18 protein-coding genes are annotated in these 21,870 nt (G+C 65.1%); 7 read left to right on the plus strand and 11 right to left on the minus strand.

Annotated elements, in window-relative coordinates; all coding sequences use genetic code 11:
- Positions 1-25: 25 nt before the first annotated feature.
- From tgt to ACFVTG_RS15630, 4 genes are all read right to left on the minus strand, one after another.
- Positions 26-1,360 (minus strand): tRNA guanosine(34) transglycosylase Tgt, encoded by a 1,335-nt coding sequence (gene tgt, locus ACFVTG_RS15615; protein ID WP_390281822.1) that lies wholly within the window; start codon positions 1,358-1,360, stop codon positions 26-28.
- Positions 1,361-1,411: 51 nt separating this feature from the next.
- Positions 1,412-2,137: an SRPBCC domain-containing protein gene (locus ACFVTG_RS15620; RefSeq protein WP_390281781.1), complete on the minus strand. Its 726-nt coding sequence runs from the start codon at positions 2,135-2,137 to the stop codon at positions 1,412-1,414.
- Between the two features lie 61 nt (positions 2,138-2,198).
- Positions 2,199-3,266 (minus strand): DUF6707 family protein, encoded by a 1,068-nt coding sequence (locus ACFVTG_RS15625; protein ID WP_390281783.1) that lies wholly within the window; start codon positions 3,264-3,266, stop codon positions 2,199-2,201.
- A gap of 103 nt (positions 3,267-3,369) precedes the next feature.
- Positions 3,370-3,909 carry an NUDIX hydrolase family protein gene (locus ACFVTG_RS15630; RefSeq protein ID WP_059388553.1) on the minus strand — a complete coding sequence of 180 codons (540 nt, stop codon included), beginning with the start codon at positions 3,907-3,909 and terminating at the stop codon, positions 3,370-3,372.
- A 259-nt stretch (positions 3,910-4,168) separates the two neighbouring features.
- Here ACFVTG_RS15630 and ACFVTG_RS15635 point away from each other — a divergent pair, with 259 nt between their 5' ends.
- Entirely contained in the window at positions 4,169-4,771 is a 603-nt protein-coding gene (locus ACFVTG_RS15635; RefSeq protein WP_390281786.1) for a YdeI family protein, read from the plus strand.
- A gap of 3 nt (positions 4,772-4,774) precedes the next feature.
- Here the strand turns inward: ACFVTG_RS15635 and ACFVTG_RS15640 are convergent, their stop codons facing one another.
- Both ACFVTG_RS15640 and ACFVTG_RS15645 read right to left on the minus strand, forming a co-directional pair.
- The gene (locus tag ACFVTG_RS15640; protein WP_390281788.1) at positions 4,775-5,284 is read right to left on the minus strand and encodes a hypothetical protein; all 510 of its coding nucleotides are present in this window, start codon (positions 5,282-5,284) and stop codon (positions 4,775-4,777) included.
- Between the two features lie 29 nt (positions 5,285-5,313).
- A complete protein-coding gene (locus ACFVTG_RS15645) occupies positions 5,314-6,489 on the minus strand; it encodes a glycoside hydrolase family 76 protein (RefSeq protein ID WP_390281790.1) in 1,176 nt (391 codons plus the stop codon).
- A 111-nt stretch (positions 6,490-6,600) separates the two neighbouring features.
- Between ACFVTG_RS15645 and ACFVTG_RS15650 the strand changes: the two genes are divergently transcribed.
- Together ACFVTG_RS15650 and ACFVTG_RS15655 are read left to right on the plus strand one after the other, a co-directional pair.
- Complete coding sequence (locus ACFVTG_RS15650; RefSeq protein ID WP_390281793.1) at positions 6,601-7,392, plus strand: SDR family NAD(P)-dependent oxidoreductase; 792 nt, start codon at positions 6,601-6,603, stop codon at positions 7,390-7,392.
- Entirely contained in the window at positions 7,389-8,651 is a 1,263-nt protein-coding gene (locus ACFVTG_RS15655; RefSeq protein ID WP_390281795.1) for an acyl-CoA dehydrogenase family protein, read from the plus strand. The genes ACFVTG_RS15650 and ACFVTG_RS15655 overlap by 4 nt, the downstream gene beginning before the upstream one ends.
- Positions 8,652-8,797: 146 nt before the next feature.
- Here the strand turns inward: ACFVTG_RS15655 and ACFVTG_RS15660 are convergent, their stop codons facing one another.
- The 3 genes from ACFVTG_RS15660 to ACFVTG_RS15670 all read right to left on the minus strand — a co-directional run bounded on the left by ACFVTG_RS15660 (position 8,798) and on the right by ACFVTG_RS15670 (position 11,944).
- Positions 8,798-9,130, minus strand: coding sequence for an L-rhamnose mutarotase (locus ACFVTG_RS15660; protein WP_284753107.1), 333 nt, complete (start codon positions 9,128-9,130; stop codon positions 8,798-8,800).
- A gap of 66 nt (positions 9,131-9,196) precedes the next feature.
- On the minus strand, positions 9,197-10,591 hold the full coding sequence (locus ACFVTG_RS15665; protein WP_390281797.1) for an MFS transporter: 1,395 nt from the start codon (positions 10,589-10,591) through the stop codon (positions 9,197-9,199).
- Positions 10,592-10,891: 300 nt separating this feature from the next.
- Positions 10,892-11,944, minus strand: a complete 1,053-nt coding sequence (locus ACFVTG_RS15670) for a LacI family DNA-binding transcriptional regulator (protein ID WP_390281799.1) — start codon at positions 11,942-11,944, stop codon at positions 10,892-10,894.
- Positions 11,945-12,113: 169 nt separating this feature from the next.
- Between ACFVTG_RS15670 and ACFVTG_RS15675 the strand changes: the two genes are divergently transcribed.
- From ACFVTG_RS15675 to ACFVTG_RS15685, 3 genes are read left to right on the plus strand one after another with little or no spacing between them, the layout of a single operon-like run.
- A complete protein-coding gene (locus ACFVTG_RS15675; RefSeq protein ID WP_390281801.1) occupies positions 12,114-13,283 on the plus strand; it encodes a Gfo/Idh/MocA family protein in 1,170 nt (389 codons plus the stop codon).
- A complete protein-coding gene (locus ACFVTG_RS15680; protein WP_390281803.1) occupies positions 13,283-14,497 on the plus strand; it encodes a dihydrodipicolinate synthase family protein in 1,215 nt (404 codons plus the stop codon). The genes ACFVTG_RS15675 and ACFVTG_RS15680 overlap by 1 nt, the downstream gene beginning before the upstream one ends.
- A 14-nt stretch (positions 14,498-14,511) precedes the next feature.
- Positions 14,512-15,351, plus strand: a complete 840-nt coding sequence (locus ACFVTG_RS15685) for a sugar phosphate isomerase/epimerase family protein (protein ID WP_390281824.1) — start codon at positions 14,512-14,514, stop codon at positions 15,349-15,351.
- Positions 15,352-15,409: 58 nt separating this feature from the next.
- Here ACFVTG_RS15685 and ACFVTG_RS15690 read toward each other — a convergent pair whose 3' ends face one another.
- Together ACFVTG_RS15690 and ACFVTG_RS15695 are read right to left on the minus strand one after the other, a co-directional pair.
- A complete protein-coding gene (locus tag ACFVTG_RS15690) occupies positions 15,410-17,518 on the minus strand; it encodes a DUF6807 family protein (protein WP_390281805.1) in 2,109 nt (702 codons plus the stop codon).
- A 136-nt stretch (positions 17,519-17,654) separates the two neighbouring features.
- Positions 17,655-18,491 (minus strand): DUF1684 domain-containing protein, encoded by an 837-nt coding sequence (locus tag ACFVTG_RS15695; protein ID WP_390281807.1) that lies wholly within the window; start codon positions 18,489-18,491, stop codon positions 17,655-17,657.
- A gap of 299 nt (positions 18,492-18,790) precedes the next feature.
- Here ACFVTG_RS15695 and ppc point away from each other — a divergent pair, with 299 nt between their 5' ends.
- A complete protein-coding gene (gene ppc, locus ACFVTG_RS15700) occupies positions 18,791-21,589 on the plus strand; it encodes a phosphoenolpyruvate carboxylase (protein ID WP_390281809.1) in 2,799 nt (932 codons plus the stop codon).
- Positions 21,590-21,870 lie beyond the last annotated feature (281 nt).

Below are 21,870 nucleotides of genomic sequence, written 5' to 3' on the forward strand. Positions count from 1 at the left end.
GCGGGAGGCGGGGACCGCCGAGACCCTACGAGTAGTACCGTCCCAGCGTCTCGGCCTTGAACTCGAAGAAGTCCCCGGATTCGATGGCCAAGCGGGTATCGTCCACCATCTTCACCACGAAGCGCTCGTTGTGGATGGAGATGAGCGTGGCCGAGACCATCTCGTGGGCCTTGTACAGGTGGTGGATGTACGCCCGGGAATAGTTGGCGCAGGTATAGCAGTCGCAACCATCCTGCAGCGGCCCGAAATCCGCCTTGTAGCGTGCTCCGGACAGGTTGTACCGGCCGGACGGAGTGTAAAATGCCGAGTTGCGGGCCACCCGGGTGGGGGAGACGCAGTCGAAGGTGTCGGCGCCGTTTTCGATGGCCGTGAAGATGTCGTCCGGCTCGGAGATGCCAAGGAGGTGCCGGGGCTTGTTCTCGGGAAGTTCCTCGTTGCACCAACGCACAATGGTGCCGAGGTTCTCCTTCTCCAAGGCGCCGCCGATGCCGAAACCGTCAAACGGCATCCCGCCAAGGTCCCGGCAGGCCTTGCGGCGAAGATCCTCGTACTGCGCCCCCTGGATGACGCCGAACAGGGCTTGGTACGGCTTGCCCGCCCGGGAGGCTGTCAGCCGCTCATGCTCCACCACGCAACGCTCGGCCCAGCGACGCGTCCGCTCCAGGGATTCCTCTTGGTAGCCACGGGAGTTCTGCAGGGTGGTCAGCTCGTCGAAAGCGAACATGATGTCGGCGCCGATCTGGTGCTGCACCCGCATCGAGATTTCGGGCGAGAAGCGGTGCCGGTCCCCGTTCAAGTGCGACTTGAACCAGACGCCGTCCTCGTCCACATGGGCCAGCCGCTCCTTGCCCGGGGCCACGGCGTCGTCCGGACCGGACGTGTCCACGGAGGTCATGTCGATGACCTTCTTGAACCCCGAGCCGAGGCTCATGACCTGGAATCCGCCCGAGTCGGTGAACGTGGGCCCGTCCCAGTTCATGAACGCGCCGAGCCCTCCCGCCGCGTCCAGGATCTCCGGTCCCGGCTGCAGGTACAGGTGGTACGCGTTGGCCAGCAAAGCCTGCGCGCCGAGCGCCTTCATGGATTCGGGCAGCACGGCTTTAACAGTGGCTTTCGTCCCGACAGCGATGAATGCAGGCGTCTGGATCTGGCCGTGCGGCGTGGTGATAGTGCCGGTTCTGCCCAGGAACTCGCCCCGCTCGCCGACGCCGTGACGGCTGCCGCCGTCGGCGTTCAAAAAGCCCGACGACGGCCGGCGCGTTTCGCTGAGCCGCGCACCCACCTCGAAGGAAAACGCGGACTGCTGGGCAGTTGCGAGCGTGGACGGATCGGACTCGGGGCTAGACCCGGATTGAGGCACGGAGGAATCGGCTGGCACCGTTACAGTCTGCCAGCCCCGGAGCATGAATCGTCAGTGCGAATGCACCTCTGTGGGGTAGTTCTCAGCCTTCCAGCCGTCCCAGTGGGAGCGAATCGAGTCCAGGCTGGCCGCCCCTAGGTCGTAGGTAGAAGCGATGACGATAGTGCCGCCGTCGGGCCTTTTCTCCGGAATCACCGGCTGGTCAGCCACAATCAGCAGCCCATCACCATGCTCCGCATAACTGTGCACGGTGAGGCCCACCTGATGGTTGCTCCGGAACCAGACCTTGCCGGAGAGGGCCTCGCCCGTGGGCAGCGTCAGCGAGTATTCCTGCCCGGGAGCCGGGACCTCGGCCAGGCCGAGTTTCTGGATGCCTGAGCCGCGGCCGCCCGGCAGGGAAACGAAATGCGTGCGCCGGTGCCCGTGTGGATGATGTTCGAGGGCGAAGCGGAGTTGGTGCAGGAACGTCAGCCAGCCTTGGGTGATGTCCTCGTCCCACGCGGCCCATTCGGAATCGTGGTCCAAGGCTGCCCGCGTCACGCGTACCTCGGTGCCTTCGCTGACCGGGGTGAGCTCGAAGACGTCCCCGCCGTTCACGGTGAGGCTGGTGTGGTCGGGGCCCTCGACCACGTTGGTGGTGAAGTAGATCTGGTTGATTTCGTCGCCAAGCTCATCGGCCTCCCAGCCGTGCCACTGAGCCACGAGCGACGGTTCGCGCAGCGAAGTCCAAACTTGCTGCGCGTCGGCATTTACAACAACGCTCAGATTGTTCGTCATGGCCCGAATCTACCGCCGTTGGAGCGAACGCGACAGGTCTTGCGGAATCCTCGGAGAGCGCCTAAGCCCGCACTGCCTCGAGTTCGTTCGCGATCCGGTGATCGAGTTCCCCGAGGCCGATGGTGTTTGAACCGCCGTGCGCGCGCAGGAACAGCAGGGCTTCGAGCCGAAGCAGCCGCCATTCGCGCTCGGCGTCGCGGTTGCCGTTGTCGATGGAGCGGAAGATTTCCTTGTCGTACAGGTTCGGTTCGTTGAGCCCGCGCTGCCGGACTTTGGCGGCGATCCGGGCCTTGAACGGGTCTGTCTCCACAGTGTCCGGCGCCTGAAGGAGCTGATCGTAGACTTCGGCGCGTTTCGTTTGGCCGAGCTCACGGCAAATGAAGCTGGAAAGCGCGAGGGAACGTTCAACCGACATCCACCGGTCCCGGTTTCCGTCGTAGGGGAGCACGTTGAGGATATCGGCCACCGCGAGGGCGTGGTCGGGATCGCGCAGCTCGATGAAAAGATCGTGGGCCAGATCGCTCAGATCCCGAAGGCAGCTTCCCGACTTCGTGTTGATGCCCTTCACTAGGCGTTCGCTCAGCACCGCGACCCCATTCCTGCCAGGGTGCGTTTCGGCGGCGGCAGCCACGATGTTCTCGGGAGAGTCCGTCGCTTCCGGGATCAGCGCGAGCTGCGGGGGACCCGGCGCGCTCAGTCCGCTCACGGTGGGTGCCACCGCGGGCAAAGGAGGTACGACGACGGCGGGAGCCCCCTCCTCGGGCACGTCACCGCCGTCGGAGGTCACGACGTCGGGCGCGTCACCGGCGTCGGGGATACCGGCGTCGGGCGCGTCACTCGTGTCCGGCTCCGTCAGCGGGGCCGGACCTTCGGCGAGCGGCGTGTCGACGTCGTCCGGGATGGCGGCCGCTTCGCCCACCGGGACGCTGGATCCGATAGCGATCCGCACGCTCCCGCCGTCGAGCGTGGTCACGAGGATGAGCGCGGGCACGCCGAAATCGTCGCGTTCGAGCCCGATGTGCGTGATTTGCTCCGCGGGACCATCCCCAGGGAGGAAGAGGTAGTCCCCGATTTGCAGGGACCCAGCCTGCTTTTCACGGTACTGCTGGTCGGCCGGGCTGTGAGTCATCGGAAGTCCTTTGGTTCTCTTGGGGTCCGCCCAACAGTCTATAAAACCCCACCGGGCAAATCGGGGAGGTGGCTACTACCCGCCGCTTCTGTCAGCGCTGCTGCTACTGTCCGACGCCTGCGAAAGCCAGAGCCTGGCGCACCAGATTGCCGCGGCCACCGCTGAATTCCTGCTGCACGTCGTCGCTGAGGATCTCCTGAGGAGTCATCCACGTCAGCTCGAGGGCGTCCTGGCGAGGTTCGCACTCGCCTGTGACTGGGATGACGTAAACGAGGGACACGGCGTGTTGGCGGTCGTCCGTGAAGCCGGTCTGCGACGGCGCCGGGAAGTATTCGGCCACGGTGAACGGCACGGGACTGACGGGCAACTGCGGGAAGGCCAGCGGCCCGAGGTCCTTTTCCATGTGCCGCAAGAGCGCGGCCCGGATCGTTTCGCGGTACAGGACGCGGCCGGACACGAAGGAACGGACCATGGTGCCGTCGGCGTCGCCCTGCAGAAGGGTACCTACCTCGTTGACGAATCCGAGCGGATCGAGACGCACGGGAACCGCCTCCACGTAAACCATGGGGAGGCGGCCGCGGGCTTCGAAGAGGTCTTCATCGGAAAGCCAGCCGGAGTACGGGTCAGGGGTACGAACACTCATGGTTAAGTTCTACCCCATCCCATGCCGTTCCATGCCGTACGAATCAGACAGCCAGGATTGCGTCGAGCCCAAACCGGGAACGCTCGCTCACCTATATGGGCAAAATCGGCATCCCTCGCTCAGATGATCTGAGCGAGCGTTTCCGGAAAGGCCGATATAGGTGAGCGAGCGTCGGGGGAAGGGCCCGTATAGGTGAGCGAGGGTTGGGCATGTAGTCGGTGGGCTTTCGCCACAGCCTAGCTGGCACCAGAATGGGGCCATGGCTGTTGAACTTGAAGAACTGATCGTCAAAGACGCTGCCGAGTGGCGGTCCTGGCTCGAAAAGAACGCTGCTGATAGCCCTGGCGTGTGGCTCGTGCTGCACAAGAAGGGCGGCAACGTGACGGAACTCGATTACGCCGCTGCCCTGGATGAGGCGCTTTGTTTCGGCTGGATCGACGGCCAAGGCAGAAGGCGCGACGACGAGAGCGTCTTCCAACGCATGACCCGCCGCGGTCCCAAGAGCCCATGGTCCAAGCGGAACGTGGGGCACATTGCCCGTTTGGAAGCCGAGGGCAAGATGACTCCGGCCGGATGGGCCGCCGTCGACGGCGCCAAGGCGGACGGGCGTTGGGAAGCTGCCTATGTGGGCCAATCGGACGCGGAAGTCCCGGAGGACCTCGCTGCCGCCATCGCCGCCGTTCCCGAGGCCCAAGCGATGTTCGATGTGCTGACCGCGGTCAATCGCTATTCCCTGATCTACCGCACCAACTCGGTGAAGAAGGCGGAAACGCGGGCCAGGAAGATCGCTGGCTTTGTTGAGATGTTGGCGCGGCAGGAGACGCCGTATCCGCAGAAGAAAAAGCCCGCGGTAGCAGAGTAGGACCTATTCAGGCTTCTCGGCGGACAGAGCGACGATCCAGCCTGGAGTGTCCTCACCGAGCCGCTTGTCGAGCAAGACCCTGGCCTTGGCAGCGGCGATCTGCACCTTGCGGTCCTCGGCACTCACCGAGGCGGGACGCTGCGAGGGGACGACAGCGCGGGTTTCGGACGCCGTGGCGGCTGCCATGAGCGCGTCGTCGGTGCCCACTTTGAGGAGCGCGAGTTCCTCCCGCGACGCGAGTTCGCTGTGGCCCAGAATTTCGATGGCCTTTTGGCCCATTTCGGCCTCGGAGCGGCTACGGGACAGGGACGCGTCGAGGGCCCATTGAGCGCGGCGCCACCACTCGGACCTGTCATCCGCCTGCGCCTTCTGCCGCAGGGACAGGAGGCCCACGATCGCGGCAACGATCGCCGCTACAAGGACAGCGAGCGGGCTGAGCGCGCCAACGATCTGCCACCATTCCGGCGGCCCACCGACCACAGTGACGGGTATCGGACTCGGGATCGGGTTCACAGCTCCAGACTAGGCCCCGGCACTGACAATTACTGGACGCGCGCGGCGGCTTCCAGCACCATCCATGCCTGCAGTTGGGTGGAGAGTTCGACGGCGGTGCCCACCGGATACGTCTCGGCCGCCGGACGCTGCGGTTCCGTCGAGAAGACGAGCCAGCCGTCGTCGTCGTACTTTCCGGAAGTCCCTTTGGCAGCGTGTGTACGCACCATCCGCCCCGCCCACAGCGCGCCCGCGGTATCGAGAACGAGCTCCCTGGCGGTGGCGCGGGTGGCCGCCGACAGCCGCACGTCTCCGGCGGCGAGGGCGAGGTAGCGGACGAGGATCCCGGTGAAGAGTCCGCCGTCGCCGGTGCCCTCGCCACGAAGAACGAGCTTCCCCTGAGTGTCAGGCTTACAGACGGTCAGATGTTCGGCCACCGAACCAACCAAGGCTGCCGCGCGTGCCAGGTTCGCTTCTCCACCCAACTCCAACAAGGCGCCGAGCACCGGGCCTTGGTTGTAGGCGTAGACCTGTTCAGCGAGGACGAGCTTGCCTTCCTTGATCCAGGCGCCATCGAGGTATAGGCCGCGGGTGGATTCGAAGAGTGTGGCGTCGAGCCAGTCCAGGAGCCCTTGGGCCCGCTCCCGCTTCCCGGTCCGGGCGAAGTGCAAGGCCACCGGCGCAGTGGCCGGGGCGTTCTTGAAATCACGCTTCGTGCTCCAGAAGGTGCCGCCGCCCATGTCGTCCGTGGAGGCCGATTCGAACTGCGGAGAGAGGCTTTTCTGCAACCGGGCGTTGCGTCGTCGGCCAGGCCTCTGCGCCCGCCCGGCCAAGGAATCCAAGCGCAGGACGGCGAGGGCGAGCCACGCCATGTCGTCGTAGTAGCTGTTGACGTAGCGAAGGAAGTTGCGCAGCCGGATGCTGGCGACCACGCGTGAAGCGAGCTCGCCGGCGCTCGGGCGATCACCGCCGTCGAACCTTGATCCCGAGCCCAGCTCGCGCAACCCCGCGTCAACGAGGCAATCGACGTAGTGCGCCTGCCACCAGTAGTTCCACGGCTGAAACGGAGAATGGTTGGACGGCCGGACTGACGCCGCGAGGTGCGTTCCGGGGAGGAAGAGGAGGCGCCGTCCGAAATGCCGGGTGACCGAACGCGCGGCGTGGTCGGCTCGTGCGGCCCAGTCCGGAGTTCCGGAGGTGCCGGGCTGGGCATCGGGGGCGGACATGGTGACAGCCTAACGCGGGCCCGCTTGGCCGCAGGCCCTCCGGCAGTGCACAATCAAAGTGATTCAGTTAACATTCATTAACGGATTTTGGTTCTGCATCGAGGAGGATGGATGGACATCAAGGGCGCAGTTGCGTTGATAACCGGCGGGGCTTCGGGTTTGGGGGCCGCAACCGCAAGGCGATTGCTCGACGCCGGAGCGTCGGTAGTGCTGCTTGACCTCCACTCCTCTCCCGGCGAGTCCCTCGTTGCCGAGCTCAATGCCTCGGGAGCCGACGGAAGGGCCGTGTTCGTCCCCGCCGACGTCACGAACGAAGAACAAGTGCAGGCCGCCGTCGACGCCGCCGTTGCGCTGGGTCCCTTCCGGATCCTGGTCAACTGCGCCGGCGTAGCAACCCCGGGCAAAGTGCTCGGCAAAGACGGCGTGCTGCCGCTGGAGAACTTCAACAGGGTCATCCAGATCAACCTCGTGGGCACCTTCAACGTGATCCGCCTGTCTGCGGCCGCAATGGCCCGGAACGAGCCTGCGTCTACAGAGCTTGGTGGCGAGGAACGCGGCGTCATCATCAACACGGCCTCCGTGGCGGCTTTCGATGGGCAGATCGGGCAGCCTGCGTATGCCGCATCCAAGGGTGCTGTGGCCGCGATGACGTTGCCCTTGGCCCGTGAATTTGCGCGCTCGCTAGTACGTGTCATGGCCATCGCGCCGGGCATCTTCGAAACCCCCATGTTGGCCGGCTTGCCCGAGGACGCCCAGCTTTCCCTGGGCCAGCAGGTACCGCACCCCGCCCGACTTGGCCGTCCCGCCGAGTACGCCAACCTTGTGGCGCACATTGTGGAAAACGCCATGCTCAACGGCGAAACCATCCGCCTCGACGGCGCTATCCGGATGGCACCCAAGTGAGCCAGACGCACAAGCTGGCGGCCGCCTTCGAACATTCGGCCGGTTCTCTGCCCGACTTGCCTGGGGCGGACTTTTTCGACTTCGAATCTCTCCTCAGCGTCCAGGAACAGCGTAAGCTCAACGAACTCCGGGAATTCCTGGCCACGGAAATTGCCCCATATGCCAAGGACTGGTGGGACAAGGCCGAGTTCCCTGCGCACATCCTGCCCAAGCTTGCGGCCCTTCGCTTGAGCACCCCCACGCACCGCGGTTACAGCAACCTGTTCGCAGGGCTCGTGATCGCGGAAATGACCCGCGTGGACACCTCCATTGCGACGTTCTTCATGGTCCACCACGACCTTTTCATCGAGGCGCTCTACGAGTTCGGCTCCAAGGACCAGCAGGACCGCTACCTGGACGACGCCTCCAATCTGCGGACCACCGGAGCTTTTGCGCTCACGGAACCGGATCACGGTTCCGACGTGGCCGGTGGCCTGCAGACGGTGGCCCGCCGGGTCACCGGAGGAGTCGACGACGGCGGCGACTACTGGGTGCTGAACGGCGCCAAGCGTTGGATCGGCAACGGGACGTTTTGCGACCATGTACTGGTCTGGGCGCGGGACGAAGTCGACGGCGCTATTCGCGGCTTCATTGTGGACGGCACGCTGCCCGGGGTGACCCGCACCAAGATCGAGAACAAGATCGCCCTCCGCACCGTGCAAAACGCCGACATTGTCCTCAAGGACGTCCGGATCGCGGAGGCGGATCGTTTTTCCGGAATCAACAGCTTCGCCGACACCAACCACCTGCTGCGTGGATCGAGGCTCATGGTCGCTTGGCAGGCCGTAGGGCAGCAGTTGGCGGCGTTCGACGTCGCCCGGAAGTACGCGCTCGAACGGCAGCAGTTCGGCCGCCCGCTCGCAAAGTTCCAGCTCATCCAGCAGCAATTGGTGGACATGCTCGGAAATGCCGTGGCCAGCATGGGCATGATGGTGCGCATCGCACAGCTGCAGGAGGACATCTACACGGACAGCAAGGGAGTGCGGCACGGCGGAGCCCAAATGTCCCAGGTGGCCCTGGCCAAGGCTTACTGCAGCGCCCGGATGCGCGAAACGGTGGCCATGGGCCGGTCCATCCTGGGCGGGAACGGCATCGTGACCGATTACCGGATGGCCAAGATCTTTGCCGATGCCGAGGCGATCTACACCTACGAAGGATCGTTCGAGATCAACTCGCTCATCGTGGGCCGGGCCGTGACAGGGGTTTCCGCGATCGTTTGAGGGGCGCGCGGGACCTCGCTGAGACCGGGACCGCGGCGCCGGTCCGGGCCGGGCGCGCTGCCGAGCGAGCCATACCGGAGCTTGTTTCCCGTACCGGAGCTTGAAGCGCGGCGATGGGAAACAAGCCCCGGTCTGAGCCTGGGGCCTCAACCCCCGGACAATTGGTCCTCGAGATTGAAGATTTCCGTGAGCTGGACGAATCCTTGGTCGGGTGCCCGTGCGTCGTCTTCGAATAGCAGTGCCATTTCCGCCTGCCAGCGGGCATTCACATCAGTCAGCGCCATACGGGCCCGCGCCGCATCGAAATCGTCGCATTCCACGTAGCCCACCAGCAGCCCGTCGTCGGCCAGGAACAACGAATAGTTGTTCCAGCCGGCTGCCTTGAGTTCACGGAGCATCTCCGGCCACACAGCCGCATGGCGGCGCCGGTACTCGGGAATCCGGCTGGGTTTGACCGAGGAACGGAAACAGACGCGCATGTGGATTCTCCTATCTTCATGAATCGTTTCATTCGATGAGCGCAAGGTCGTTGCAAATCGCGCGGCTTACCGGGTGCCGGCCCGGAGCTGGCGGTATTCCTCGCGGGGAACCGGCGTCGCGTCCGGCGTGCCCAGCTGATTGAGGGGGATGCGGTACGTTTCCCGCGCCGACCAGGCGGCCACAGCGCCGATGATACAGATTCCGAAGCAGATGGACCCGATGATGAGCGGTACATTCGCGGACCCCGGTGGGGCGATCGCCGTGAAGATACTCGGAAGGAACGCGGTGATGACGAGGCCGATGTTCTGCGAGATGGCGAATCCCGTGACGCGGGTGCGGGCGGGGAAGAGCTCCTGGAAATAGCTGGCGAACGTTGCATTCCAGACCTGATAGAGCGTGCCCCACATGAGGATCGAGAGGATGATCGTGAGCAGTACATTGTTCTGGCTGACTGCGTACAGGTACGCGTAAGCCAGCACGCCGGAGCTCAACGAGCCGAAGATCATCAATGGCCGGCGGCCGAACCGGTCCGACAGATCTCCGAACAACGGGATGAGGGCCAGTGCGACGACGTTGGCCAGGACCGGGATCCAGAGGTAGACGGTGGTGCTCATGCCGACGCCGTATCCCGGCTGGGTAGCGTATGCCGCACCGAAGACTGCCACGGTGACTCCGACGACGTTGACCAGGGTCATGCAGACTGCGCGCAGCACGTCGAGACCGCTTTCCCGCAGCACGCGGACGATCGGCATCTTCGGGATCTCTTGGTGCGCCTTTTCTTCGGTGAAGATGGGGGTTTCTTCAACCCGGCGGCGGATTATGTACCCGGCGAACACCACGAGGGCGCTGAGGAGGAACGGAATGCGCCAGCCCCAGGATTTGAACGATTCACTGGAGAGCATGGCAGAGAGCGGAAGAAAGACCGCGGCGGCGATAATCTGTCCGGCCTGGGTGCCCTGGAGCGCGAAGCTTGCGTAGAACCCCCGACGGCCGAAAGGCGCATGCTCCACGATCATGGCGCTGGCGCCGCTCAGTTCGCCCGCCACGGCAAAGCCCTGGATGAGCCGGACGGCAACCAGCAAGACGGGTGCCAGAAGGCCGACCTGACCGTAAGTGGGCAACAGTGCGACGGCGAAGGTCGACGCGCCCATCATCAGCATGGCCAGGACCAAAACGTTCTTCCGGCCATGCTTGTCGCCCCACTGTCCGAGGACGAATGCACCAATCGGGCGGGCAACGTAGCCCACGGCGTACGTGCCAAGCGAAGCGATCAGCGCCACGGTCGGATTTCCGGCGGGGAAGAAAACGCCGGGAAAGACCAATGCAGCGGCCTGTGCATAGATGAACCAGTCGTAGTACTCGAGGGCGCTGCCGATCCAGCCGCTGGCTGCCGCTTTCCTCGTGGTGCTGGACTGTCGCGGTTCGATTGAACTTCGCTGCCTACTCGCGTCGATCTTCATATTGTCCTCCTTTGGACAAGTCGTTGGGGCCAGTGGAAGGGCCTTCCCGTCTTTGGGTGTGGTTTCCAGTAGGAGGGCGGCGCCATCGCAAGAATCGGACTGAACTTCCGCTTGGTATGCGCTTTCCCATCTGGTAAGCGCTTTCCATGAGACACCCGCGCGGCCCCGCTGTCAAGGTTAAGTTGTTGTGCAGGTCACAATGGCGGGGGACTCTCGGCCCGGCGCGATCGTGTCATCCGTGGAGCCGCCGCGAACCTGTTTCCTACGTAGGATCGCAGCGGCCGCCGCGAACCCCAGGAACTAGGTCGAACCCGTGCTCCTGCGGAGGGTGACGCTGCCCGCGACGGCCGCCGGACCGCCGTCGTCGGAAAGGGTCGCAATGGTTGCCAGCCGTCCGATTTCCTCCAGCGGCAGGCTCACGGTGGAGAGCGCCGGCCGGAAGTCCCGGAGCCATTGGATGTCGTCGAATCCTGCGAGGCTGGCGTCGTGGGGGATCCTGAGCCCCTGGTCCCTCAACGCGGCTGCAACCCCGATGGCCATGACATCGTTGGTCGCGAAAATGCACAAGCGCGGTTCCGGTACCGGCTGGCCGGAGGCCTTGATCCGCCAGGCAAGCTCAATACCGGCGTCGAAGCCGCCGTTCCGGTTGAACGGGACGTGCACAACATCCGCGGCTGGCTGCCCGGCGTCGGACAAGCCTCGTTGGAATCCCGTGACGCGCTCATCCGAAGTGGTCAGCCCCTCTGGACCGGCCACAATGACGAACGGCCCTTTGTGGGTGCGCGCCAGATCCCGCGCCAGATCCCGCGCAAGTTGTTCGTTCGGGACGGCGATCGTGCGGTAGTTGTCCGTTTCGGCCACGCCCAGAATCGCTTGCCCGACGACGCCCACGCGCCCGCCGTTGCGGCAGTAGCGGTCCAGTTCGGCGGCTAGCTCGGTGTTCGCGCGGGCGTCTTCGGAGCGTGTTGAACGCGATCCTGCGATGACGATCGACTCGGCCCGCCGTGCAGCGAAAGCGGCGACGGCTTCCTTCTCTTCAGCGGGTGTGCCGTTGGTGGTGGCGAGCAGCACCATGCGGCGCTCCTGCCGTGCTGCGGCCTGGACGCCTTGCGCTATGGCGGAAAAATAGGGGTCCGCGATGTCGTGCACGATCAGGCCAATGAGCCCCGTGCTGGATTTCGCCAGCGCCTGGGCCTGGGCGTTCGCGATGTAGCCCAGGGTGTCGGCCGCCTGCCGGACGCGCTCGGCGATTTCCGGGGCGGGCGTCCTCGCGGAACCATTGAGCACCCGGGAGGCGGTGGCGGGGGAGACGCCGGCCAGTTTGGCCACTTCGGACAGCGTGCTTGCAGTCACGGACAACTCCTCTTCAAAGCCTCGGTCTCGGGCACTTCCAGCGACATCCGATTATTGCAGTCCTAACTGGCCTTGGGAAAGCGATTGCCAGACCCGTGGTGGCGTGTCATCATGAATGCATTGGGAATGCGCTTTCCCACCTCATTACTTTCCACCTGAAGAAGGACTCATGGGCTACGAAACAAAGACGATCCGAATCGCCATGAACGGCATCACCGGGCGGATGGGTTACCGCCAGCACTTGCTGCGTTCCATCCTCCCCATCCGCGACGCCGGGGGCTTCACCTTGGCAGACGGGACCCGCGTCCAGGTCGAACCGATCCTGGTCGGCCGCAACGAGGCCAAGATCCGCGAACTCGCCGAACTCCACAAGGTTTCCGAGTGGTCCACCGACCTGGACGCCGTAATCAACGACCCCACGGTCGACGTCGTTTTCGATGCGTCGATGACGAGCCTCCGCGCGGCGACGCTGAAGAAGGCCATGCGCGCCGGAAAGCACATCTTCACCGAAAAGCCGACGGCGGAGACACTCGAGGAAGCCATCGAGCTGGCCCGCATCGGCAAGGAATCCGGCGTCACGGCGGGCGTGGTGCACGACAAGCTGTACCTGCCCGGCCTGGTCAAGCTGCGCCGCCTCGTGGACGAAGGCTTCTTCGGCCGCATCCTCTCGATCCGCGGAGAATTCGGCTATTGGGTGTTCGAAGGCGACGTCCAGGCAGCGCAGCGTCCGTCGTGGAACTACCGCAAGGAGGACGGCGGCGGCATGACAACGGACATGTTCTGCCACTGGAACTATGTCCTTGAAGGCATCATCGGCAAGGTCAAGAGCGTCAACGCCAAGACCGCCACCCACATCCCGACCCGTTGGGACGAACAGGGCAAGGAATACAAGGCCACTGCCGACGACGCCTCCTACGGCATCTTCGAGCTTGAGACCCCGGGCGGGGACGACGTCGTCGGGCAGATCAACTCCTCCTGGGCGGTCCGCGTCTACCGCGACGAACTCGTGGAGTTCCAGATCGACGGCACGCATGGATCCGCCGTCGCGGGCTTGAACAAGTGCGTCGCGCAGCAGCGCGCCCACACGCCCAAGCCCGTCTGGAACCCGGACCTGCCCGTCACGGAGTCCTTCCGCAGCCAGTGGCAGGAAGTTCCCGCGAACGCCGATCTGGACAACGGCTTCAAGTTGCAGTGGGAAGAATTCCTGCGCGACGTCGTCGCCGGCCGGGAACACCGCTTCGGGCTGCTTTCCGCCGCCCGCGGCGTGCAGCTCGCCGAACTCGGCCTGCAGTCCTCGGACGAGCGCCGCACCATCGACATCCCGGAGATCGTGCTCTGATGACCACTCTTCTTCTTCCAAACCACGACGGCGGGACCCGCCTCTACAAGGTGCAGCCGGCCACGTCGTGGGCCAGGCCGACAGCGCCTTTGACGTCCCGGCGCGCCTACGCCGCGGCGCACGTGATCCCCGAAGCGACGGCCGACAACACCCCTGGTGCCCCCGCGCGCTTGGACTGGGCCGCTACCATGGCGTACCGGCACGAGCTGTGGTCCTACGGCCTGGGTGTTGCCGACGCCATGGACACGGCACAGCGCGGCATGGGCCTGGACTGGGCCGCCACCCAGCAGCTCATCAAGCGAACCGGCGTCGAAGCGGCTTCCGTGGTGGCGTCCGGCAACGTGGCTACCGCCGGGAAGACCGTCAGGGACCTCGTCTCCTGCGGTGCCGGAACCGACCAGCTGGACCTGGACTCCGTCCCCGGAGGGCCCGCCGGAATCAATGCCGTGCTGGACGCGTACCGCGAGCAGATCGCCGTCGTGGGCGAAGCCGGACCGAAGGTCATCATCATGGCGTCCCGGGCGCTGGCAAAGGTGGCAGTAAGCCCTGAGGACTATCTGCGGGTCTACTCCACGCTTCTCAGCGAGGTGGACCAGCCCGTCATCCTGCACTGGCTCGGGACCATGTTCGACCCCGCCCTCGCCGGCTATTGGGGATCGGACGACGTCGCCGAAGCAACGGAAACCTTCCTTGGCCTGATCCGGGATCACGCGGACAAAGTGGACGGCGTGAAGGTCTCGCTGCTCGACGCTTCGCATGAAGTTGCCCTGCGCGCAGCCCTTCCGGAGGGTGTCCGCCTGTACACCGGCGACGATTTCAACTACCCGGAACTTATCGACGGCGACGGCGCCCACCACTCGGACGCGCTGTTGGGCATCTTCGCCGCGATCTATCCTGCCGCTTCGGTTGCGCTGCAGAAGTACGACGCCGGCGACGCCGCGCACGCGCGTGCCATCCTGGACTCCACCCGCGAACTGGGCAAGCACATCTTCAGCGCCCCCACGTTCTACTACAAGACCGGGATCGCGTTCATGTCCTGGCTCAACGGCAAGCAGCCCGGCTTCCAGATGGTCGGGGGGCTGCATTCCGGCCGCTCCGTGGTCCACCTTGCACGCACCTTCGAACTCGCCGACCAAGCCGGGCTCCTGAGCGATCCGGCGCTGGCCGCCTTCCGCATGTCCGACTACCTCCGCATCAATGGAGTGGGCGCATGAGCGACTTTTTGCGATTGTCCGACTTTTCCAGATTGTCACTGAACAGCGCCACCACCAAGAAATGGACGCTCACCGAGGCTGTGGACGGTTGCGTCCGTGCCGGGATCCCGGCGATCGGGCCGTGGCGGGACATCGTCGCCGACACTGGTCTGGACAAAGCGGCCAAGCTGATCAAGGACGCCGGACTTCGTGTCTCGTCCCTCTGCCGCGGCGGCTTCCTCACAGCGGCCGACGCCGAAGGGCAGGCAGCCGCTTTGGCGGATAACCGTGCAGCCGTCCTCGAAGCCGTCGCGCTGGATACGCAGGAGCTGTTCCTGGTGGTCGGCGGACTCGCCCCGGGAGAGAAGGACGTCGTCGCGGCCCGCCAGCGCGTGGCCGACCGCCTTGAGGACCTGGTGCCCTTCGCCGTCGAACACGGGGTCCGGCTCGTGCTCGAACCCCTGCACCCGATGTACGCAGCGGACCGGGCCCTCATCTCGACCCTCGGCCAGGCGCTCGACCTCGCCGCACCCTACGACACGAGGGCGGTCGGCGTCGCCGTCGACACCTTCCATGTGTGGTGGGATCCGGAGCTGAAGAAGCAGATCCAGCGGGCCGGCCGGGAAAACCGGATCGCTTCCTACCAGGTGTGCGATTTCAACGTCCCCATCGCCGCCGACGCGCTGCTCTCGCGCGGCATGATGGGCGACGGCGTGATCGACTTCGCGACGATCGGCGCCTGGGTGCGCGACGCCGGCTACACGGGCGACATCGAAGTGGAGATCTTCAACCAGGAAATCTGGGACGCCGACGGCGATTCGGTCCTGGAAACCATGAAGCAGCGCTACGCGGAACTCGTGCTGCCGTACGCCTAACGGCGCGGCGGCGGTCTGAAGGGCGGGGCACATTGCGTGCCCCGCCCTTTCAGTGTGCCTATCCCGTGGCGGAGACCCGCCCGGCCACCAGTTTTGCAACCTCGCCCGGAGACAGCCTGCCGTCGACGATCCACACCGTGAAGGTGCGGACCAGGGAGTCGCCTGCTGCAAGCTCCACTGACCGGTCCCAGGCGAGGGCCGAACCCACTGCGGGGTAATCCGCCATCCGGACGAACCAGGGATCCTGCGCCGCAGCCGGAGCTGCGAACACCAGGGTGGCAGGGCCATCAGGAAAGTCCGCTGCCCAGGCCAGCCACGGTGACGCCGAGCCGTGGACTTCGGGCTCCCCACGACTTTCCGCTGTGAAGACTTCTGCCCCGGCGCACGCAGGCAAGCGCCAGAAGAAACCGCCGTAGCCGCTTCCGAGGGCGCCGTTTGAGCCGGGGCCGCCCAGTGAGGAGTCGACGACGGCGGTCAGTTCGGTTCTTAGCTCCAGTTGCCATGTGCGGTGGTCGAGCTGCCGGGAGCGGGTGGTGCGGCGTTCGCGGAGAAGTTCGGCGCCGTCCGGTGCCTGCCAGCTCAATTCCTGCTCCAGCAAGCTGGGCGCGTGAGTTGCGGAGACTTCAACGATGCGCCCATGGTCTTGGCGTTCTTCGTAACGGCCGGCAGCTCGGACGTACGTTTTGCCGCCCCAGAAATTGGTCCCGTTCACATCCTGCAAGGCGAATCCCGCGCCAAGGTGCCAGGGATGGTCCGCCGGGAGGTGATCGGTGACGGTGACTCCGGCGAGTGTGCGGACCGGGTGCAGATAGGGCCGCGGGGAGAGCCTCGCGGCCAGACCGGTGCCGCTCTGCAGGGTTGCCAAGACGACGGCGCCACCCGGCCCGGTTTCATTAACGGCGCCGCCCGGCTCGCCGCCGTCGGGCACCTCGCCGCCGTCGGGCATGCTCAAAACCGTGTTTCCTGCGTCGACGGCCGGCCGCGCCCAAGGCAAGCCGAGTTCGCTGAAGGTGGCGTGCGCCGCCGTCGCGCGTTCCAGGGCGTCTTCGATTCCGTCGATCACGGCACGGGCGGCGTCACCGTCGCCCTCCCAAGTGACGTATCGCCCAGGGATCAGCGCCGGAGACTCTGCGGTGCGGATCGCCTCGAGGACCTGCATGAAGGCGCCGCTGTCCGCGAGGGGACTGATCAGCGGCGCCGCGGGGCCCGGCGTCGAGCGCTGCTGGTGACCATGTTCCAGCAGGTCTTCAGTGAGGTCTACCCGGCCGTATACCGTTTCGCGCTCCCCGGCGGCAGAGCTGACCGTGAGGCGGTCTTCGGTGTAGTGGAACACCGCCGTGCCTTCGCTGCCCTGCAGGGTGATGTACGGTTCCACGGACTCGGCGGCGCAGAGAGTGAGCGCACACGTGATGGGCAGGCCCGCGGCGGTGCGGATCCGGATCACCGAGGTGTCGTCGGATTCGATGTCGTTGGCTCTGTACAAGTCGGTTTCCACGGTGGCAAGATCGTCCACCGTCCGCGCCCCGGCGATCCTCAGGGCGGTGGCGATGGCGTGTGCCAAGGGGTTGGTTGCCACTCCGTCCACGACGTCGATGCCGTCCAGGCTGCGTCTGCCCGCCCAGCGCGAGCGTTTGTAATAGGCACGGTCACGCACCCAACGCCCGGTGGCCGAGATGCCCAGGAGCGTGCCGATCTCTCCCGCCGCAAGCAGTTCCTCAATGGCCGGGAGGGCCCGGGATCCGAGGCTTTGGAAGCCGACCTGGACGCTTCTGCCGGCCGCGGTGGCGGCTTCCTGCAGCTGATTGAAGTCGGCGAGGGAAGCCACTGGAGGCTTCTCAAGGTACAAATCGGCGTGGGGGAGCGTCGTGAGGGCGAGTTGCGCGTGCGTCTGGATAGGGGTGGCCACAATGACCAGGTCCAGCGCGGAGGTTCCCGCCAGGAGTTCGTCCAAGGTGCTGAATACCTCGGTTCCGGGCGGGAGGGCGCCGGGGGCAGGCGGATTCGGATCCGCGACGGCAACAAGGCGGACGACGCCGTTGGCCTGAAGCCTTTCGAGGTTCTGCAGGTGGTGCGCGCCGAAGCCGTGGACGCCAATAAGGGCCACCCTACTGGGCTCATGGCCGGGCTGTTTGTATTCTGCCGGGACGGGCGTGGACAGGGTGCCCATGGCTCTCCTCATCTGTCCCCGGAAGGCGGGGTAGCTGACGTCGGTGTCGGTTCAAAGGCGCTTGGTAAGCGCTTTCCAAGAAGAGTGTACCTTGGGCCGGGGGGAGATGTAACGCCCTGCGTTTAGACGACTGCGTTTAGACGATACGTCCCGTCGGCAGTTTCTCCCCGGCCTCGACCGCGACGTCGATCGAATTTCCCGCCACGGGCATGGGGCATGTGCCATATGGGGTGAAAGCGCTCGGGTAGTTGATGGCGCGGTTGAAGTCGAGGACCACGGAACCGTCGGGCCGGGGGCGCGAGACGGCCAGCTTGCGCCATTCGTCCGTGGTGTTGCCGTTCGTCTCGTCGTGGAAGGTCACGGTGAGGGCTCCGAGCTTCTCGGCCTCGGCGTGCAGGCGGATCTCGTGGGGAAGTCCGGGCGCCCGGAAAACCACCTCGCCTACCGATCGGTGCACCCCATCCACCAAAGGATTGGCTGTCCCGATCGGCACATCCACGGGCTCGGGGTACGCCTCGAAGCGGCCTTCAAGCACCCAGTCCGGGTTGTATTCAAAGGTGGGAACGGCGTCGAACTCCGTCAACACCGGCGAGGAGTTGTCCCTCGTGCGGATGGCGTACTTGTCCGCGCGCATGGCCAGTTCCACCACAACCTCCGTGCCATCCGCGCCGCCGAACTGCACCCACATGAGCGATTCCTCGTCCTGGAGGGTGGCCGAAATCGTGCCGTCCACGGGAGCTCCCGTCTCCACGAGCGTGAGTCCGTCCGCCGCGCTCGCGGTGAGTGTCGCCGTCGTGCCGTCCGTAGACCAAAGCCCGGGGACGAGCTCGACGGCGGCAGGTTCGGATTCGAGCCACTGGAAGGAGGTGAGGCTCAGCCAGCCGTGGTCCGCCGCGAGCGCTGTGTTGCGGCCGGTGCGGAAACGCTGCCAACGTTCCAGCTGGGCGTTGCTTGCGGGGGCTGTTGCGCTCATGGTTCCTCCAGCGGCTTGGGCGGTGTTCGTTGGCTTAACCATGCACCCGTCGCCACCATTCCCGGAACCCAACTAACTAGCAGTAGATGTCGTCTTGACGGCTCATAACGACAACAACTGCTAGTCAGTTGGGCGGCCCGAGGCGGCCAGGGCGCGCAGGCGGAACCTGCGACAACATTTGAGACGGATTGCCACCCGTGTAAGGGCTGCGGGTAGGATTCCTTTGGAAATATTAGTAATCCGGCTCACAGTATCCAGCGCAGTGTACGGGCCACACCCAACGCCAGAAGGTATTTTTCATGGTTGACACTGCACATCTCAGCACCGACCTTGCCGCGGAACTGCGGGCCGATGTCCGCCGCGTCTCCACGCTTCTCGGAGAGTCGTTGGTCCGCCAGCATGGCCCCGAACTGCTTCAGCTCGTCGAGCAGGTGCGCCTGCTCACCAAGGAATCCAAGGAAGCCGCCCGCGGCGGCGCCGACGCCACAGGCCCGTGGAGCGCGCACGACGTCGTCGCCCAGGTCCGTGAGTTGCTCGCCTCATTGCCCCTTGAGGAAGCCACCGAGCTAGTCCGCGCCTTCGCCTTCTATTTCCACCTCGCCAACGCCGCCGAGCAAGTGCACCGCGTCCGCGGACTGCGCACCCGCCAGGAAAAGGACGGCTGGTTGGCCAAAGCAGTGGCAGAGATCGCCGACGAGGCCGGAACCCAGGCCCTGCAGGACGTCGTCAACGAGCTGGACGTTCGCCCGATTTTCACTGCGCACCCCACCGAGGCTTCGCGCCGTTCAGTTCTGGACAAGATCCGCAAGCTCTCGGACGTCCTGGCCGAATCCACCGTTGAGGGCACGGCCGCCCGCCGTCGCCAGGATCGCCAGCTCGCGGAGATCATCGACCAGATGTGGCAGACGGATGAATTGCGCCAAGTCCGCCCCACTCCGGTGGACGAGGCCCGTAATGCCATCTACTACCTGAGCAGCATCCTGACCGACGCCATGCCGGAAATGCTCACGGACCTTACCGAACTGCTGGGGGAGCACGGTGTTGTCCTGCCCGCGCAGAACGCCCCCATCCGCTTCGGTTCCTGGATCGGCGGAGACCGCGACGGCAACCCGAACGTCACCGCCTCCGTCACCCGCGAAATCCTGCAGCTTCAGAACCAGCATGCCGTGCGGATCAGCATCTCGATGATCGACGAACTGATTTCGGTCCTCTCCAACTCCACGGCCCTGGTGGACGCGGAAGAGGACCTCCTGGACTCGATCGCCGTCGACCTCAAGAACCTACCCGGCCTGGACAAGCGCATCCTTGAGCTGAACGCTCAGGAGCCGTATCGCCTCAAACTGACGTGTATCAAGGCCAAGCTCATCAACACGGGCCGCCGCGTGGCTGCGTCCACATACCACGAACCCGGCCGCGACTACGCCTCCACCTCGGAGTTGTTGGCTGAACTGGAACTGCTGGAAGCCTCGCTGCGGAAGCACTCGGCTGTGCTCGTGGCCGACGGCGCCCTGGCCCGGGTCCGCCGCGCGATCGCTTCCTTCGGGCTGCACTTGGCGACCCTCGACATTCGCGAGCATGCCGACTACCACCACGACGCCGTCGGGCAGTTGGTGGACCGGATCGGCGTCGGGACCCCCTACGGCGAGTTGAGCCGCGCCGAACGCTTCGAGCGGCTGAGCGCGGAGCTGGCTTCGCGCCGCCCGCTGTCCGGCCACCCCATCAAGCTCGACGGCGACGGCGACCGCACCTACGACGTCTTCCGCAGCATCCGCCACGCCCTCCAGACATACGGGCCCGACGTCGTCGAGACCTACATCATCTCCATGACGCGCGGCGCGGACGATGTCCTGGCTGCCGCGGTGCTGGCCCGCGAAGCAGGGCTGATCGAGCTGTTCGGCGCGGCTCCGTATGCCAAGATCGGTTTCGCCCCGCTCCTGGAGACCGTCGAAGAGCTGCGGGCCTCGGCCGAAATCGTTGACTTGCTGCTCTCCGATCCCTCCTACCGCGAGCTCGTACGGCTGCGTGGCGATGTCCAGGAGATCATGCTGGGCTACTCGGACTCCAACAAGGAATCCGGCGTCATGACCAGCCAATGGGAGATCCACAAGACCCAGCGCAAGCTGCGCGACGTCGCCGCCAAGCACGGCGTGAACGTCCGGCTGTTCCATGGCCGCGGCGGTTCCGTGGGCCGTGGTGGCGGGCCCACCTACGACGCCATCATGGCCCAGCCGAACGGCGTGCTTGAAGGCGCGATCAAGTTCACCGAACAGGGCGAAGTCATCTCGGACAAGTACTCCCTGCCGGAACTCGCCCGCGAAAACCTTGAGCTGTCCCTGGCCGCCGTGATGCAGGGGTCCGCGCTGCACCGCACCCCGCGCACCTCCGACGACGAGCGTGAGCGCTACGGACACGTCATGGAGATCATTTCCGACGCCGCGTTTGCCCAGTACCGTTCACTGATCGACGATCCGGACCTGCCGGCGTACTTCCTTGCCTCGACGCCTGTGGAGCAACTCGGATCCCTGAACATCGGCTCGCGGCCCTCCAAACGCCCGGACTCCGGTGCCGGACTGGGTGGGTTGCGAGCCATTCCGTGGGTCTTTGGTTGGACGCAGTCGCGGCAGATCGTTCCGGGGTGGTTCGGCGTGGGCTCAGGGCTGAAGGCAGCTCGCGAGGCAGGCAACACCGCCGAGCTTGCAGAGATGATGAAGCGCTGGCACTTCTTCCAGTCCGTGATTTCCAACGTGGAGATGACCTTGGCCAAGACGGACATGGACATCGCAGGGCATTATGTGTCCTCCTTGGTTCCTGAAGAGTTGCATCACTTGTTCAAGGCAATCCGGGCTGAGTACGACCTCACGGTTGCCGAAGTGGAACTCCTGAGCGGGGAAACCGAGCTCCTGGAAGCCCAGCCGACGCTCAAGCGTTCCCTCGAAATCCGCGACCAGTACCTCGACCCCATCAGCTACCTGCAGGTGGAGTTGTTGCGCCGCGTCCGTGAAGCTTCCATTTCCGGTGCCGAGATCGACGAACGCCTTCAGAGGGCCATGCTGATCACGGTCAATGGCGTGGCCGCAGGCCTCCGCAACACTGGATAGCTCGCACTTCCCTTCCCTCCGACCCTCGCTCACTTATGTGGGTCTTTTGGCGCACGCTCGCTCACATCATGTGAGCGAGCGTGCGGCCGGGAGGGCTTGTTTGTGAGCGAGCGTTGGGCCCCTCCGACCCTCGCTCACCTATATGGGTCTTTTTCCCGACGCTCGCTCACATCATGTGAGCCGGCGTGCGGTCGTCAAGTTTTTGAGACAGTTTCGTTGTTTGTTTTGGTTAGGCGGCCAGGGGTTCCTGGACGCTGGTGTGGTGGTTTGCGTGGGCGGTG

It is taken from the genome of Arthrobacter sp. NPDC058127 (assembly GCF_042884555.1).
Classification (GTDB): Bacteria; Actinomycetota; Actinomycetes; order Actinomycetales; family Micrococcaceae; genus Arthrobacter.

What these genes read in the sequence shown, in the direction of transcription:
- ACFVTG_RS15620 (WP_390281781.1), bottom strand. Translation starts at nt 2,137, where the DNA reads ATGACGAACAATCTGAGCGTTGTTGTAAATGCCGACGCGCAGCAAGTT.
- ACFVTG_RS15625 (WP_390281783.1), bottom strand. Translation starts at nt 3,266, where the DNA reads ATGACTCACAGCCCGGCCGACCAGCAGTACCGTGAAAAGCAGGCTGGG.
- ACFVTG_RS15630 (WP_059388553.1), bottom strand. Translation starts at nt 3,909, where the DNA reads ATGAGTGTTCGTACCCCTGACCCGTACTCCGGCTGGCTTTCCGATGAA.
- ACFVTG_RS15635 (WP_390281786.1), top strand. Translation starts at nt 4,169, where the DNA reads ATGGCTGTTGAACTTGAAGAACTGATCGTCAAAGACGCTGCCGAGTGG.
- ACFVTG_RS15645 (WP_390281790.1), bottom strand. Translation starts at nt 6,489, where the DNA reads ATGTCCGCCCCCGATGCCCAGCCCGGCACCTCCGGAACTCCGGACTGG.
- ACFVTG_RS15650 (WP_390281793.1), top strand. Translation starts at nt 6,601, where the DNA reads ATGGACATCAAGGGCGCAGTTGCGTTGATAACCGGCGGGGCTTCGGGT.
- ACFVTG_RS15660 (WP_284753107.1), bottom strand. Translation starts at nt 9,130, where the DNA reads ATGCGCGTCTGTTTCCGTTCCTCGGTCAAACCCAGCCGGATTCCCGAG.
- ACFVTG_RS15665 (WP_390281797.1), bottom strand. Translation starts at nt 10,591, where the DNA reads ATGAAGATCGACGCGAGTAGGCAGCGAAGTTCAATCGAACCGCGACAG.
- ACFVTG_RS15675 (WP_390281801.1), top strand. Translation starts at nt 12,114, where the DNA reads ATGGGCTACGAAACAAAGACGATCCGAATCGCCATGAACGGCATCACC.
- ACFVTG_RS15680 (WP_390281803.1), top strand. Translation starts at nt 13,283, where the DNA reads ATGACCACTCTTCTTCTTCCAAACCACGACGGCGGGACCCGCCTCTAC.
- ACFVTG_RS15690 (WP_390281805.1), bottom strand. Translation starts at nt 17,518, where the DNA reads ATGGGCACCCTGTCCACGCCCGTCCCGGCAGAATACAAACAGCCCGGC.
- ACFVTG_RS15695 (WP_390281807.1), bottom strand. Translation starts at nt 18,491, where the DNA reads ATGAGCGCAACAGCCCCCGCAAGCAACGCCCAGCTGGAACGTTGGCAG.
- ppc (WP_390281809.1), top strand. Translation starts at nt 18,791, where the DNA reads ATGGTTGACACTGCACATCTCAGCACCGACCTTGCCGCGGAACTGCGG.